Raw genomic sequence first — 13935 nt, 5'->3', positions numbered from 1 at the left:
CGTATAGATATGCGATTGAGGGAGGCTTATGGACTTGTACAAGGCCCAGTTGGAACGCATACAGGAAAAGCTGGACAAGCTCCAAGCTCTGGACCCGGAACGGAATCTGTTTGGGGCGGAAAATCATCAATATGAGTTGGCTCCCGTATGGACATTGGACGAGATTAAGGTTGGGATGTTGACTGGTACGATGACAGCAAGGAAGAGGACGAGTGGGCAGCGCTTGAACATGAGTATTATGATCCGAAATGGGAGGTGCCGTGTGGGCTGGGAATATGGCATTAGAACAACCAAACCTGCAATTTTACCTGAGGTTGTGAAGAGACTGGGGGATGCCTTAACTTTCTCCGAAATGTATAGGCTGGAGCATTATGAAGATGGTTTTGTATTGCTTCAGGAGGGTTCTTCCTGGCCTGAAGCTCTACAAGTCTCGATTGAAGTGGCATCGGGAATGGATGAGATTGTAGAGGGAGAGTTATACATATATTGTCTGTTTCATGTAGGAGGTGAATTCGCGGCAGATTGGCTGAGAGAGATGAAAACGGCTGCGAACAGGGATGACTGCGCATTGGAATGGTTTGAACTTTAACAGAGATGTGGATTGTCAATACAGAGCCTCTTCGTGATTAGATGGGGCTTTTTTTGCTGAGAAATAAATAAAACCGTTTGGATTGTTCGCCCGTCTTATACCACAGAACGAGAGAGAGGGAGGGGGGTTGCGGGGTGGAAACCAAAGCCGAGATGAAAAAGATGCTGTTCGTACAGAGCGAAGATGAGACAGCATTTGTCCAGTCCATCATGGAGCATCAGGACACACTGATCTCCATTGCCTACAGTTATCTGCGCAATCGTCATGATGCACTCGAAGCGGTGCAGGAAATGACATGCCGGGCCTGGATTAAACGTCGTTCTCTGAAAAATGAGAAGGCGTTCAAATCGTGGATTATTCGTATTCTGATCTACGTATGCATTGATGAACAAAGGCGTCGTAAGCGGGCGACACCACTGCCCAACGAAGGGGTGGAGGAGGAGATATCCGAGTCTGCTATTACAGGATTCAATGATAACAAACTTGCGATGTGGTCCATGCTTGAGAAAATCAAACCGAAATACCGCCATGTGCTACTGCTGAAATACTATAACGACATGACATTGATTGAGATCGCCTCCATTCTCGGCAAACCGGAAGGCACCATCAAGACCTGGCAGCATAAAGGGTTGGAACTGTTACGGAAGCAAATGAAGAACAGGGGGGATTGGTATGAGAACTAGTCCGGAGGAACAGGCACTTTTGGCAGATGCTTCCCAGGCTAAGCTGGAGAGACAACAGCTGAATCCGGCGGACACGGCATTTGCGATTCAGCGAGGTCTGGCACAGGCCAGAACCCGGCGAATGACAGGTCATGTACAATTAAAGTGGATTACGGCAGTGTTGGTAACGGCTCTGGCAGCCGGTTGGCTGATAATGGGTCCACTTGTCGGTTCTACACCACAACAGGCAATGTACAGCCCGCCTGCACAGAATTGGGGAGTTCTTGAACCTTTTCGGGAGTTGGTTGGAAAAGATGTAGACGGCAATACGATTTCATCCGCAATTAACAATGGTTATGTGCAACTCGTGAATCGTTCTGTGAAATCAGGAATATATCAGTTAACCGTCAATGCAGTGATGGCGGATGAAAACAAGATGATCGTATTGTACACAGCCCAGACGGAAACTTCCCAGGAGATATATTCAGTTCCCAAAACGAATATGCTCAATGGCATGACGAACCAATCGCTTGGCAATGGCGGTATAAGCAGCCTGTACACCCCAAATGGTAAGTATACACTTTACGGAAGTAGCACCGTTGAGATGGATGGGAATACACCGCTTCCTGAACAAGTGAAGTTCGATTTTCGCATTTCATCTGTAGTTCCTGAGCTGTTGGCTGACACGAATAAGGTTAAAAAAGATACCAAATACCAATTTTCGAAACCGATGAACGTTTCCTTCAAGCTTGACCCTAAATTTTCGCTGGCTAAGACGGAGAAGATTGAACCTAATCAGTTATTTACGATTGGGGGGTATGAGGTGATGTTATCTGAAGTAGAGATATCCCCACTGGTAATACGAGCAAGATTTATCTATGAACCTAATCAAAAGATTGATTATAAAACCAAACTCTCCGTCAGTGATGTGGTTAACCCTACCGAGATTGTCTCTACAACCAAGGATGGGAAGCAGACAAAACTATCCTCGGTGTCAGGTAGCGGAACGGAAGACGGTATGATCTATTCCTTCAGCAGTAATCTGCTGGATGACCCACAATCTCTGGTATTAAAACTTCGCGGTGAACCGGGCAAAGTATACAATGATTTACAGGAAGCCGAGAAACATAAGCTGGAGCTGAAAATTAAATAGCATTTCAAAAGGAAGGGCGATATAAAGTCATGGTTTATGCAGATGACTTTTGTATCGTCTTTTCATTTTTCTCATACGGGGCCTGATGTTGCAAAAAAATAAAAATTAAGACTAAAATGCAATTTTTGTATTGTCACATCCGATGTTACACGATATAATCTACTTGTCTCACAGGATAAAATTATAAAGGATGGTGAAATTTTGAAGAAATTCTCGATTCTTTTACTCGCTGTAACGCTGTTATTGTTGACAGTCTCCACAGTCTCTACGGTGCCCGCTACATATGGTGCGGCCAGTTATCCCAACACAGGTACGAATGGTTTAGCGGGTTTTGCAGGTAACGCAAAAAATGAAAGTGGGGTGTCCAAATCAGCCACGACCGGTGGCAAAAATGGTCAGGTCATTTACATCAGCAATTTGAACGATCTGAGAACACATATGGCTGGCACTGCGGCAAAAATACTGGTCATTGAACAAAATATTTCTTCCTCTACATTGCAAAAAGTCGAATTTGGATCGAACAAAACGTTGGTAGGCTCCTTTGATAAACACACGCTAACGAACATTCATTTCAGATCCACATCCAGCTCAAGCAATGTCATTTTTCAGAACCTGACTTTTGAACACGCTTCCAATATCAACGCCAACGATGATATCCAGATGTATATTACATCAGGCTCCAACTACTGGATCGATCATGTGACGTTCTCGGGCCACAGCTACAGCTCCAGCGGCAGTGATCTGGACAAGCTTCTGTATATTGGGGATCGTGCAGATTATATTACGATTAGTAATTCCAAATTTGCAAACCACAAATACGGAATTATTCTCGGGTATCCGAATGATGGCAACAGCAGCTATAATGGTGTACCTCATGTAACCATGGCAAATAACTATTTTGAAAACCTGTATGTACGTGGTCCTGGTCTCATGAGATACGGTTATTTCCATATCAAAAACAATTACGCCAACAACTTTAACCAGGCCATTACGATAGGTGAAAAAGCACGCATTTATTCTGAAAACAATTACTTTGGTGCAGGCGCTGAAAAAGGCGGCATTCTGGATGATAAAGGGAAAGGTGAATTTACGGATACAGGCAGTACACCTGCGTTAAGCAGTCCATCCTCTCCTCAAACGAGCTGGAGACCAAGCAACAACTACAGCTATGAAGTTCAGACAGCCAGTTACGCACGTGAATTTGTCACCAAGTATGCAGGTTCGTCTAACACCACGCTTGTATTCGGCAAATAAGCTGGATAGTCATAAAAAGCCCGTATCACTGATACGGGCTTTTTTGGACAGGCTCGTGAGAACGGCTATCTGCTGCATGAGAGTGCTGGTGCTGCGCAGTTCAAGCGCAACCGTGGCGCTGTGTCGGATTTCGAATATTCCGCCGTGTATGAGCGCCATCTGCCCTTGGGAAGACGCTGGTGCTGGCTGCTGCTTGAACGGTTTTTGAATCGCGTGGGTGTGCCACTGATGCGTCGGATGAAGCTGTAAACATGCAAAATCAGCGCACGAACGCTGTCTTATACGGGGTGTGCGTGCAGAGTTGGCTCCCCACACAACAGGTCAGTCATCGTGAAGCGTACACTTATTTAGACGCGCCTCCCTACATAAAGGTGCCTGATCAGATATGTTCGGCCAGCTGCACTTCGAAGCCATCCGGGTCGGTAATGTAAATAAACCTCAGATGCGGATTGGGTTGGACGGGGCCACGTGCAATCGGGATGCCTAATGCGGCGAGCTGCTCCATGGCTTCGTCCAGTGACCTTACCTCATAGCCGATCGACACACCGGCCTCTGGCTTGAGGAGGGTATCGCTGCCTTGGATTAGTTCCAGCTTCGTTTCATTTTCCGGACCTAGCATGGCAATCTGCCGTCCCCGGCTTTCGAATCTGCGCTGGATCGGAAGTCCGAGCATGCCGTGGTAGAAACGGAGCGATGCTTCCAGATCGCGTACCCGAAGTGTAATCCAGTTTAATCTGATCAACATAGGTGAATCTCTCCTTTTGGCGTCATATTCATTAACGTTATGTTTATTATACGATAAGCTTGTGTATGGGCCTATAATGGCAACGAAAGGTTTAAGCAGTTGAGTTCTTCCACGCAATGAGGATTACGAGCGGCCAGAATCAGAACTTCCCGAGAGAAGTTGCATGTAAAAGTGAATTCGAAAAAAACTGCCCGAGAATATTCTCGGGCAGTTTTACGGAGCGTACCGTTCAATGAACGGGCTCTTTTTTTATTTAATCAGGTCAATCGCATCCTGTGGAACAAAGGCTTCTACGCCATTGTAGACAATTACGCCATCCAGGGTAGTCTTTTTGCCATTAACGAGCGCGACATTTTTGTAGATTTGCAGTTCAAGCTTGGTGCTGCCCTTGGTTACGAGGATTTTCGGATTTTTGGCATCCGTCAAATCCAGCTTGTACGTTGCCCCTTTGGCAGTGAAAGCCTTTTTCGCGGGTACAAACAATTGTTTGCTCACGCTATCGAGATCAAGGTTCATCACACGTGCCATGTATTTGGCTACGTCCGTATTGTCGATGACACCGAAAGGTCGATCATTATTTGGAGCGTACGTATACAGGACAACATCTCCGCCTGTGTGACCGCCAGTGGTCCAGCCAATGCCGGAACGTTTGCTGATCATCGGTCCAACCGTATAATTGAGGCTGCCCGGGCTGGCCGCTTTAATGGCAGCGATTTCCTCGGAAGTCAGGTCGGTAATGCCATAGTATTGCTTCATCACCGCTTTGATGTTGGTACGTTTGGCATTCAGCTTGGATTCCAAACCTTCACCTGTTAGCTTGGCCTTTTTCAGAGGTCCGATAAAGGTAGACAGCTGCTCTTTATCATAAGTGCCTGTAGTTGAGGCGTTACCAATAGTCAATCCACCGTTTTGGTGGTCCGTAACAGCGACAACGACGGTTTCTTTATCTTTTTTGGCAAAATCCATGGCTACTTTAACAGCATCGTCAAATGCCAGCACATCACTGATAATGCCGACTGGATCGTTGGCATGCGCTGCCCAGTCCACTTTGCTGCCTTCGACCATCAGGAAGAAGCCGTCTTCGTCTTTGGAGAGAACTTCAATGGCTTTAGAAGTCATCTCGGCGAGGCTTGGTTGCTTCGCTGGATCACGATCCATGTTATAGGCCATGCCTGCCGGTGCAAACATACCCCACAGCTTGCCTGATGTGGAAGCTTTCATCGCTGCCGGAGTCGTTACGTAATCATAGCCCAGTGCTTTGATAGATGAGACGAGATTCTCGCCATCCTTGCGTCCCGCAGGCTCCAAATAACTGCTTCCTCCGCCAAGCACAACATCCATACCGTTATAAACCTGTTGTTTGCTCAGTGCATCATAGTTTTTGCGATCCGGATAGTGAGCCGAGAAGTCAGCTGGTGTGGCGTGCATAATTTCGGATGTCGCAATAATGCCCGTTGCTTTGCCTGCCAGTCTCGATGCTTCCAGGATGGAAGCGACCGGTTTCTTGGCATCTCCCGGGGCGATGGCCTTTTGTCCAGGCATTGTCGCTTTATCCGGCAGTACACCGACATATCCTGTATGTGATTTGTGACCTGTAGCAAAGGCTGTTCCCGCAGGTGCCGAGTCCGCAATCGGCGCATCCGCAGAGTGTGTACGAACCATGCCACTGGCCATGGAGTCCAATGTCAGAGAGGATCCTTTATACCAGCGAGCCAAAGCTGTTGCGTCGTTCGCCATACCATCCGGGATCAGGATGATAACATTTTTGATCGGTGAAGCAGATGAGGTGGTGTCTTCCACAGCCCAAGCTGCACTACTGCCTCCCAGCGTAGCCGTAACAATCGTCGTTACCGCGAGCATCATTTTGGCTGCACGGGTATTGAATCGGTTTAACATGAACACATCCTCCTAAATAATATGTATAGTTTGGTATCCAAGACCAGTGTATACAATGAATGCTAAACGAGCGTATGTATTGCATTAACTAAATGTAAATTTTACGATTAGAGAAGAACTGGACGGATTGCAGCATTCTCTTGTATGTTAGGGGAAAATCAGGCACAGGTAGTTCATTATTTCATTGATCAGAATAAGTTCTAGAGGTGGTCAGCTTATCCTATTGTTAAGGGGGTGAAGATGCTTGGAGCAGAATCGGATGAAACATAGACAGGTTCGAACATTTCAACCTCAAACGCTGCAACAGACAACATATGGGCCAATTGACGGCAGAACCTACGAGCCATTCGGTACGCTGGGTTGGCTTGGTGTTCCTTATGCCGCTCCTCCGGTAGGTGAATTGCGCTGGAAAGCTCCGCGTGAACCGGAGGCATGGATGGAAACAAGATCAGCCAAGGAATTCGCTGCAAGCAGTTTGCAATTATCCGGTATAGATACTACAGGCAGTGAGGACTCGCTATATCTGAACATCTGGCGTCCGGATACAATCAGTTCTAAGCTTCCGGTTATGGTGTTTCTGCATGGCGGCGGAAATATGACGGGATCAGGCAAAGATTTTCAGGGGGAACAGCTTGCGCGTAACACGAACAGCATTATTGTTTCGGTAAACTATCGATTGGGAGCCCTTGGATTCTTTCAACATGCTGCATTGAAAACTGGAAATGCCCTAGATGATTCGGGCAATTATGGTTTGCTGGATGCATTACGTGCCTTACAGTGGGTTCAGGATAATATAGAAGGTTTCGGTGGAGATACTGCCAATGTTACGTTGGCCGGACAGTCTGCGGGAGCACGTGACGTCCTGGCAGCGATGATCTCACCGCTTAGTAAAGGGCTGTTTCAGAAGGCAGCTGCTTTCAGCGGCGGCCTGACCACTGCTGCACCGGAAGAAGGAGAGCAGAAATCCGAGGATGCCCTCGTTAAATTACTCGTGGGAGAAGGGATAGCGACTTCTGTGCAAGAAGCGCAAACATGGATCGGCACTCAGTCTAAGTCACAGCTGGAGAGTTATCTGCGTGAGTCGCCTGCGGACAAAATTGTTACTGCATTTGGTTCAACAGCAATCCGTATGGAGTCATTCCCGCATCTGTTTCGTGATGGGTCGGTCATTCCAAAAGAAGGTTTCGAGGCTATTGACAGCGGTAACTATGTACAAGTGCCTGTATTGCTCGGCAGTCTGGAAACGGAGTTCTCCAGCTTTGCCTTAGGTGATGAGAACTTTACACGCTCGATTAATGATGAAACGTTGTTCACCGATGAGACCAAGGCAGAGCAGTATGCTGCGGCCCTGAAATACGGTAGTGAGGTTTATGCTGGTTTTAATGCAGAGCGGGTAGCTGAACGCTTGACAAGTAAAGTAGGGCAGCCGTCAGTATATGCCTATCGTTTTGCTTGGGGTACACAGCCAAGAGTTATCTCGGAAAGACTGCAAATGTTGCTGGGCGCACCCCATGGAGCGGACATGGATTTCTACACAGGACACGCAGACGGGGTAGCCACCTCTTTCCCTGAAGAATATTTTAGCGAAACCAATAAACCAGGCCGTGAGGCGTTGTCTGCCGCGATGACAGCATATCTAAAGCAGTTTCTATACACTGGCAACCCGGGCAAAGGCGGATCGTCGGAGTTGGCAGCATGGACACCTTGGACCAAAGATGCCAAAACACCAATCATGCGTCTGGACGCAAGCAATACTACTGCAGAGATTGGAATGTCCACACCGTACAATGGAGACAAAGAAGCTGTGATGGCAAAAATGAAGAATGAATTGTCTGGTGAGACTTATAAGCTGCTGACAGAGAACGTATTTGCGGGACGTTTCTTCTGGGAATAAAGGCTGCATAGCTAGATAAGTCTATCGTTAAAAGGATTGGTTTCTTACAGTAGTTAAGTCACGTGAAAGGACGCGAGAGAATGATCTCTCGCGTCCTTTTCTAGTTATAGGAGAATACCTAATTTAGTTGTTCAGAAGACATCTGATCTATTTTGTTGCAAAAAAACTAAGTGTTCCCGTACTCTCATCTGCACTCACAAACAGGTCGCGTCCATTGACACGATGAATTCCTTCCGGTGACTCTCCAGCAGTGGGGATAAGCCCCAGATAAGCGGGATTTACCGGATCAGCAAGATCGAAGAACAAAATGGCATCTGCTCGTTCGGAAGCGACCGCTGCATACGTTTTGCCTTTAATCGTAGCAACCGTCAGATTCTCGACTTCACTACCTTTGTTCGGACTGCGATCATCCGGGTATAAGCCAACCTGGGCTGTTGCTTCATCGATAAGGTTCTCACTGTCATACAGCCGTTTGCCCTGCAAATCCCAGACAGCGATGTTGCGTCCGCCTGCTTTTACACCATCATCAAATTCATTTTTACCCAAATCACCTTCATTGGCGGTCAGCAGATATTTACCGTCAGCAGAGAAAGCAATGCCATCCGGTTCGTAACGAGCAGTCAATTTCTCGGTAAACTTGACTACGCCATCATCCTTCATATCGGCAAGATGTGAAGTAGTCCCCAGCGCAAAGATGGAGGTAATCTGCTTCGTTTGCAGATCGACGATGGCAACGGCATTGTTTTCCTGCAACGTAATGGCCGCTGTTTTGCTGTCCGGACTAATTGCAACATACTCCGGTTGTGGATCATGCGGATAACTGACTCCAGCTACATGATCCAGAGAAACGGGCAAGTTGGTGATCTCACCTTCCAATACGTTTCCGCCTGCAAAAGAGACAATCATAATGCTGCCTGGACGTTTCGCATTCGCATAATCAATTTCATCGGCTGCTTTGTTAATCTCTTCATCTTCAATGGCGATAACCGCATGCAGGCCATCAGGGGACAGGGCAATGGAGTCAGGTCCTATACCAAGTTCATACGTTTTGACTGTTTTGTAAGTTGTGAGGTCGACAACCGCCAGCAATCCCTGACTTGCTTCCGTGTCTGTATCACCTGTACGTATGACCGCCAGTCCATATTTGCCATCCTTGGATACCGTTACGCTCGTTACTTCCGCTTTGGCGGAGAGTTCATGGAAGCTGATGGTACGCAGTACGTGGATATTATTCAAATCGGCAATATCCACGACGGAAATGCTGCCATTGTCCGCTTCGGTTACGAGCAGCCGTTGTCCATCCGGAGTGGATGCTGATATTTCAGCTTTGCCGCCGGGCATTTGAAAGGAAGCTGTACGTTCAAATCCGGTTTTATTTTGTTCGAGGATCAATTGATCCGTAATCAGCTTTATTGTTTTTGGAGATACATAGGTTGTTCCTTTGGTGATGTAGCTTTTACTATCGAGGGAAGTGTTCACACCATTAATGGTAGCTGAGGATGTCCCTACTGGGATTTGTACTTTAGTGCTTCCAACCTGAATATCGACACTGCGACGTTTTCCGTCCCAAGTGACCGTTCCTTGCATATTTTCGATAGCGGTACGTAAAATCACATGATCGTTGACGGGTCCAGATGCGTTAGCCGCACTGACCATGGATGTGTAACTTGTTGCTCCTGCCGTTAAGATGGCTGTCATAGACAGGACGGCTAGCCACTGTTTTCTCTTTTTCAATGTAACAGATCCCCTTTACCGTTTCGTATGTGATGACATGTACTGTTTTAGTATAGATTTGAAATGTTATGAAAAGGTAAAAGTATAAAGGGACTTGTGTAAACTGAATATGGATTTAGGTCGGGGACTGGTGGGAAAGAAGAAATTGAGGTAGAATCAAGTGAGAATAATTCTCATTTGTCTCATCCTTTTTATGAGAATCATGATTAAGATATAGACGAGGTGAATACACATGGGCTTTGATTCGTTAGCCGTTGTATACCAGCATTACTTAACGCAGGAACCATTCAGTCAGCAGGATGAAAACACGTACCTGCTCTCTGCTAAAGCGGGCAGTGGCAATATTAAAAGAGTAACCACGTATAGTGGCATCGAAATTGTGTATTCTCAGATTCATTATAGTGAGCCGTGTTCTACGTTCTTTGCGTCGAATATTCCTATCATTGAGCTGCAGTTTGCCTTGTCAGGTGCGCGTTATGTAGACATATCCGGTCAGGAATATACCCTGTCCACTGGACAGGGAGCACTTCTGATGATGCGTGATTTTGAAGCCTGGTTCCATCCGCCTGCGCAGGAGAATTATACTTCTTTTGCTCTCGGGATTCCGATCTCGTTGTTCAATTATGCGGGTGCACATTTGGCAACAAGCCAATGCATTCGGTTTCAGGACATTTTGGGACATCGTATTTTCAAACCCATCGTATTTCAGTTGGATCACAGAATACGAACGATGATTGACAGTCTGATTGTGGAATTGAATAATCCCTATAGATCGTCTTTGATGATGGAAGCGACAGCATTGGAAATATTGAATCGGTTTATGATTCAGCTGTTTGATCTGGCGCCGATTCCGGCGGGGTTCTCCAGAGAGGATATACGGAAGCTGCATACCGCTCGGGAGATCATGGAGGCTTGCATGGTGGACCCGCCATCCTTGTTGGCATTATCCAAACAGGTGGGCTTGAATGATTTCAAGTTAAAAAAAGGCTTCAAGGCGCTGTTCGGTACCACCGTCTTTGAATATTTACGCCAGATTCGTCTGGATAACGCCATGAAATTGCTGCGCAACCAGGAGAACAACGTCACCGACGCAGCGATAGCGGTTGGTTACAGTAATATCAGTGCCTTTTCCCAGCAATTCTATTGCAAATTCGGCGTTAAGCCTTCGGAAATGAAAAAAATATATTAATAATCCGTCTTACCGTCAATTGTTCCGTATGGAGGCAGTCGAGATACACAGAGCCTTGTATACTCCAGGTACAGTGGATACTGTACTGATAAATAAAGGAGTGTATGAGCGTGAACAGAATTAGAGGAAGTATCTTTTTTAGCGTGTTTGCAGCTATGTTGGGTCTTATGCTTATTGCTCCCATTATGCCGCCGCTTATTCGCGAACTGGGGATGAAAGAAAGTCATTCCGGGCTTATTATTTCGCTCGGGTCGATTGCAATGGCTGTAATGGCTCCGGTGTGGGGCAGATTGAGTGATTTGAAAGGCAGAAAACCAATTATTTTAATTGGATTCATAGGTATGTCCATAAGTTGCGCTTTGTTCGCTTTGGCCTTGTATGGTGGATTGAATGCTTGGAGGGGAGGGGGGCTCCTGTTAACCCTTCTGATTGTGACGCGTAGCTTGATTGGGGCATTCATACCGGCGGTGCTGTCTTCTTCCCAGGCATATATGGGAGATGTGACAGAAGGGGAAGATCGAGGAAGCGGCATGGCTATTATTAGTGCAGCGAATGGACTCGGGCTTGTATTTGGTCCTGCGATTGCAGGGGCTTTTACCATCATAGGTCTGCTGTGGCCGCTATATTTTGGCATCTTTATTGCCATTGCTGCCTTTATCATCGCGTTGTTGCTTATTCCAGCAGCCAGACCCGTCATTCAGGATAAACCGCCGAAGGTCAACCCGTTCCAACGCGGATTACGAATGTACCTTGCTGCAGGATTGGTGACGATGGTGGGCATTATGACGCTGCAGGTCATTGGCGGATTTTATTTTCAGGATCAACTCAACCTATCTCCAGCCGCAACAGCCAGAATGGTTTCGTTTGGGCTCATGTTCTCCGGGGCAGCGATGCTGATCATGCAGGTGATTCAGATGAAGTGGCTCAAATGGCGGCCGCGGCCCATGATTCTGCTCGGTTCTCTTTTTCTGCTGGGAAGCATGGTTCTGTTTCTGGTCTCTACTCAGCTGTCCATCTATTATTTCTCGTTTTTCCTGTTCGGTATGGGCTCGGGTCTGATGATGCCTGGTTTTATGGCGGGAGCTTCTCTCTCTGTCAGCAAAGAACAGCAGGGCGGTGCAGCCGGATTGGTTGCAGCGATTCAGGGCATATCGGCCGTGATTACCCCATTGCTGACAACAACGCTGTATCAGGTAGATAAACATATTCCGTTTATGCTGGTAGCCCTATTGGTTGTTGTCATGGGCGCAGTCATGCTGGGGATGAAAACGAATCAACCGAGTTCGGTAACCGGGTAAATTAGTAAGGGGCTAGTATACAGCTGGACCGAATCTGGGCCGCATTCTATCGCAGTTTCAATAAATGCGGCCCGCCTGCTGTTCCAATCTCACCAACTGTTATCCAAATCTGATCTTGAGCACACGCACGCAGCTTTACTTCGCGATCGGATTGGAAGTGCACTCGAAAAAGCCCGTGCTTGCACCTGAAAACATAAGACTTCACTTGGCCTTGATCATCTCTCAGCCGCAGCCTGCATCAGCTTGTAAATCTGGCGGGTCGTGTTTACGTTCCGGACCGTCATATATTTGTACACCTTGGAGCCTACGAGCTTGCTCATACCACTCTTGGTGACAAGTTCTTTACTGACGGAATACAAAATGGCTCCGGGAACATATAGCAATGTGCCGATTTCCGGTTTGATGGGCAGCTTGTCCAGCACTGAAACGTCATTCACCTCATCCCAGAGGAACATGACATCACTTTTAGCCATCGCATCATTGGTCCATTCCTCCGGCAGTGCCTGAACAACAGTCCGGACTTCATCCAGATTACGTACCATGACCTTGATCTGTAAGCCAAAATCGACAGTTATGGCTTGTTCAAGAATCTGGGCTAATTCCACATTCGCATTGACGCGATCCTGATGATCGGCAAAGATAATATTGCCTGAGTTGATATACGTCACCACATCCAGCAAGCCTGCTTGTTCAAACGTTTCTTTCAGCTCTTTCATATTGATTTTATTGTTCCCGCCTACATTGATGCCTCGAAGCAAAGCAACATAAATCATATTCACGCCTCCATATCCCTGGTTGGGTCCTGTACTCTTGGGACCTTGTAAATGTATGTTTTATTTCTAACCATTAGCGAAACGACAAATACTCCAATACATGCACCACATGCTCTTCTCCCAGCAAATCATTCAATCGAGGTTCCACAAGCTTCAGATATTCGGGTTTGGTTTCGTAAGATTCCTCATCCTTCAATTCTCCACCATAAGTCCGTGCAGCTTCTATCAGGATAGCGACTGCGGTAAAAAAGTCAGACAATGACTCAGCGACCCGTGTTGGTTCGCCGCCTTCAAAGGCTGCATACACAGGCGAGTCAGGTGCTGCTGTGTCCACAATCAAGGGATTATCATTCACATTGGCGATGACAACATGACCTGGTTTCCATGAGGCAGCTTCCTCATAAGGCTCGTTCATGCCGACCCATCGATAGCCTAACTGCTGCCGATACAGATGTTCAGGTGCAACAAAGAAGATCACGGCTGCATCATCCGATTTCGACAGCCGCATTTTTCAACTTGAGTGTACCTTCGGCCTTCGCATCGACCATCTCATAGTGACTGTATAGATATTGAAGCTCTAGGGAGAGAGGAATTCGTTCGTCCGCTTCCGGTTGATGATGTTGTGTGAGAGGACGAAGATCATGGTTTTTGAAAAGTCCATAAGCTTCATTATATAAGTTCTGCTGTTCCACAAAACGGGTTAAGGCAGCCTCCAGTTGTTGCATGGGGATTGATTCCTCCTGGTCTT

General features: G+C 46.9%; 13 protein-coding genes. 7 read left to right on the top strand and 6 right to left on the bottom strand.

The window, feature by feature from the left end; translation table 11 throughout:
* Positions 1-28: 28 nt before the first annotated feature.
* The 4 genes from Q0V21_RS06710 (at position 29) to Q0V21_RS06695 (ending at position 3658) form a co-directional block, all read left to right on the top strand.
* Positions 29-589, top strand: coding sequence for a hypothetical protein (locus tag Q0V21_RS06710; protein ID WP_301878138.1), 561 nt, complete (start codon positions 29-31; stop codon positions 587-589).
* A gap of 134 nt (positions 590-723) precedes the next feature.
* On the top strand, positions 724-1272 hold the full coding sequence (locus Q0V21_RS06705) for an RNA polymerase sigma factor (protein ID WP_301878137.1): 549 nt from the start codon (positions 724-726) through the stop codon (positions 1270-1272).
* Positions 1262-2404 carry a DUF4179 domain-containing protein gene (locus Q0V21_RS06700; RefSeq protein WP_301878136.1) on the top strand — a complete coding sequence of 381 codons (1143 nt, stop codon included), beginning with the start codon at positions 1262-1264 and terminating at the stop codon, positions 2402-2404. Before Q0V21_RS06705 ends, Q0V21_RS06700 begins: the two co-directional genes overlap by 11 nt.
* Positions 2405-2605: 201 nt before the next feature.
* Complete coding sequence (locus tag Q0V21_RS06695; RefSeq protein WP_443145455.1) at positions 2606-3658, top strand: pectate lyase family protein; 1053 nt, start codon at positions 2606-2608, stop codon at positions 3656-3658.
* Between the two features lie 379 nt (positions 3659-4037).
* On the opposite strand, the gene Q0V21_RS06685 is transcribed toward Q0V21_RS06695, so the two are convergent.
* On the bottom strand, positions 4038-4403 hold the full coding sequence (locus Q0V21_RS06685; RefSeq protein WP_301878135.1) for a VOC family protein: 366 nt from the start codon (positions 4401-4403) through the stop codon (positions 4038-4040).
* A 249-nt stretch (positions 4404-4652) separates the two neighbouring features.
* On the bottom strand, positions 4653-6299 hold the full coding sequence (locus Q0V21_RS06680) for an alkaline phosphatase (RefSeq protein WP_079351174.1): 1647 nt from the start codon (positions 6297-6299) through the stop codon (positions 4653-4655).
* Between the two features lie 259 nt (positions 6300-6558).
* Between Q0V21_RS06680 and Q0V21_RS06675 the strand changes: the two genes are divergently transcribed.
* Positions 6559-8193, top strand: a complete 1635-nt coding sequence (locus Q0V21_RS06675) for a carboxylesterase/lipase family protein (RefSeq protein ID WP_079351219.1) — start codon at positions 6559-6561, stop codon at positions 8191-8193.
* A 147-nt stretch (positions 8194-8340) separates the two neighbouring features.
* Here the strand turns inward: Q0V21_RS06675 and Q0V21_RS06670 are convergent, their stop codons facing one another.
* Entirely contained in the window at positions 8341-9927 is a 1587-nt protein-coding gene (locus Q0V21_RS06670; protein ID WP_301878133.1) for a choice-of-anchor I domain-containing protein, read from the bottom strand.
* A gap of 232 nt (positions 9928-10159) precedes the next feature.
* On the opposite strand from Q0V21_RS06670, the gene Q0V21_RS06665 reads away from it, so the two are divergent.
* The gene (locus Q0V21_RS06665; RefSeq protein WP_301878132.1) at positions 10160-11116 is read left to right on the top strand and encodes a helix-turn-helix transcriptional regulator; all 957 of its coding nucleotides are present in this window, start codon (positions 10160-10162) and stop codon (positions 11114-11116) included.
* A gap of 110 nt (positions 11117-11226) precedes the next feature.
* Entirely contained in the window at positions 11227-12414 is a 1188-nt protein-coding gene (locus Q0V21_RS06660) for an MFS transporter (RefSeq protein WP_301878131.1), read from the top strand.
* Positions 12415-12629: 215 nt separating this feature from the next.
* On the opposite strand, the gene Q0V21_RS06655 is transcribed toward Q0V21_RS06660, so the two are convergent.
* The 3 genes from Q0V21_RS06655 to Q0V21_RS06645 all read right to left on the bottom strand — a co-directional run bounded on the left by Q0V21_RS06655 (position 12630) and on the right by Q0V21_RS06645 (position 13912).
* The gene (locus Q0V21_RS06655) at positions 12630-13187 is read right to left on the bottom strand and encodes a DUF1697 domain-containing protein (RefSeq protein ID WP_301878129.1); all 558 of its coding nucleotides are present in this window, start codon (positions 13185-13187) and stop codon (positions 12630-12632) included.
* 73 nt (positions 13188-13260) lie between these two features.
* The gene (locus Q0V21_RS06650) at positions 13261-13695 is read right to left on the bottom strand and encodes a hypothetical protein (RefSeq protein ID WP_301878127.1); all 435 of its coding nucleotides are present in this window, start codon (positions 13693-13695) and stop codon (positions 13261-13263) included.
* Positions 13673-13912, bottom strand: coding sequence for a hypothetical protein (locus Q0V21_RS06645; protein WP_301878126.1), 240 nt, complete (start codon positions 13910-13912; stop codon positions 13673-13675). Before Q0V21_RS06645 ends, Q0V21_RS06650 begins: the two co-directional genes overlap by 23 nt.
* Positions 13913-13935 lie beyond the last annotated feature (23 nt).

The sequence above is a fragment of the Paenibacillus sp. 11B genome, from assembly GCF_030487755.1.
GTDB classification, from domain to species: Bacteria; Bacillota; Bacilli; order Paenibacillales; family Paenibacillaceae; genus Paenibacillus; species Paenibacillus vandeheii.
Note: the sequence above shows the minus strand (reverse complement) of the source record. Positions and strands in the feature narration are given on the sequence as shown.

Excerpts from the sequence above, each read along its gene's own strand:
- Q0V21_RS06680 (WP_079351174.1), bottom strand. The coding sequence starts at position 6,299 with ATGTTAAACCGATTCAATACCCGTGCAGCCAAAATGATGCTCGCGGTA.
- Q0V21_RS06665 (WP_301878132.1), top strand. The coding sequence starts at position 10,160 with ATGGGCTTTGATTCGTTAGCCGTTGTATACCAGCATTACTTAACGCAG.
- Q0V21_RS06675 (WP_079351219.1), top strand. The coding sequence starts at position 6,559 with ATGAAACATAGACAGGTTCGAACATTTCAACCTCAAACGCTGCAACAG.
- Q0V21_RS06650 (WP_301878127.1), bottom strand. The coding sequence starts at position 13,695 with ATGCGGCTGTCGAAATCGGATGATGCAGCCGTGATCTTCTTTGTTGCA.
- Q0V21_RS06700 (WP_301878136.1), top strand. The coding sequence starts at position 1,262 with ATGAGAACTAGTCCGGAGGAACAGGCACTTTTGGCAGATGCTTCCCAG.
- Q0V21_RS06655 (WP_301878129.1), bottom strand. The coding sequence starts at position 13,187 with ATGATTTATGTTGCTTTGCTTCGAGGCATCAATGTAGGCGGGAACAAT.
- Q0V21_RS06645 (WP_301878126.1), bottom strand. The coding sequence starts at position 13,912 with ATGCAACAACTGGAGGCTGCCTTAACCCGTTTTGTGGAACAGCAGAAC.
- Q0V21_RS06685 (WP_301878135.1), bottom strand. The coding sequence starts at position 4,403 with ATGTTGATCAGATTAAACTGGATTACACTTCGGGTACGCGATCTGGAA.
- Q0V21_RS06710 (WP_301878138.1), top strand. The coding sequence starts at position 29 with ATGGACTTGTACAAGGCCCAGTTGGAACGCATACAGGAAAAGCTGGAC.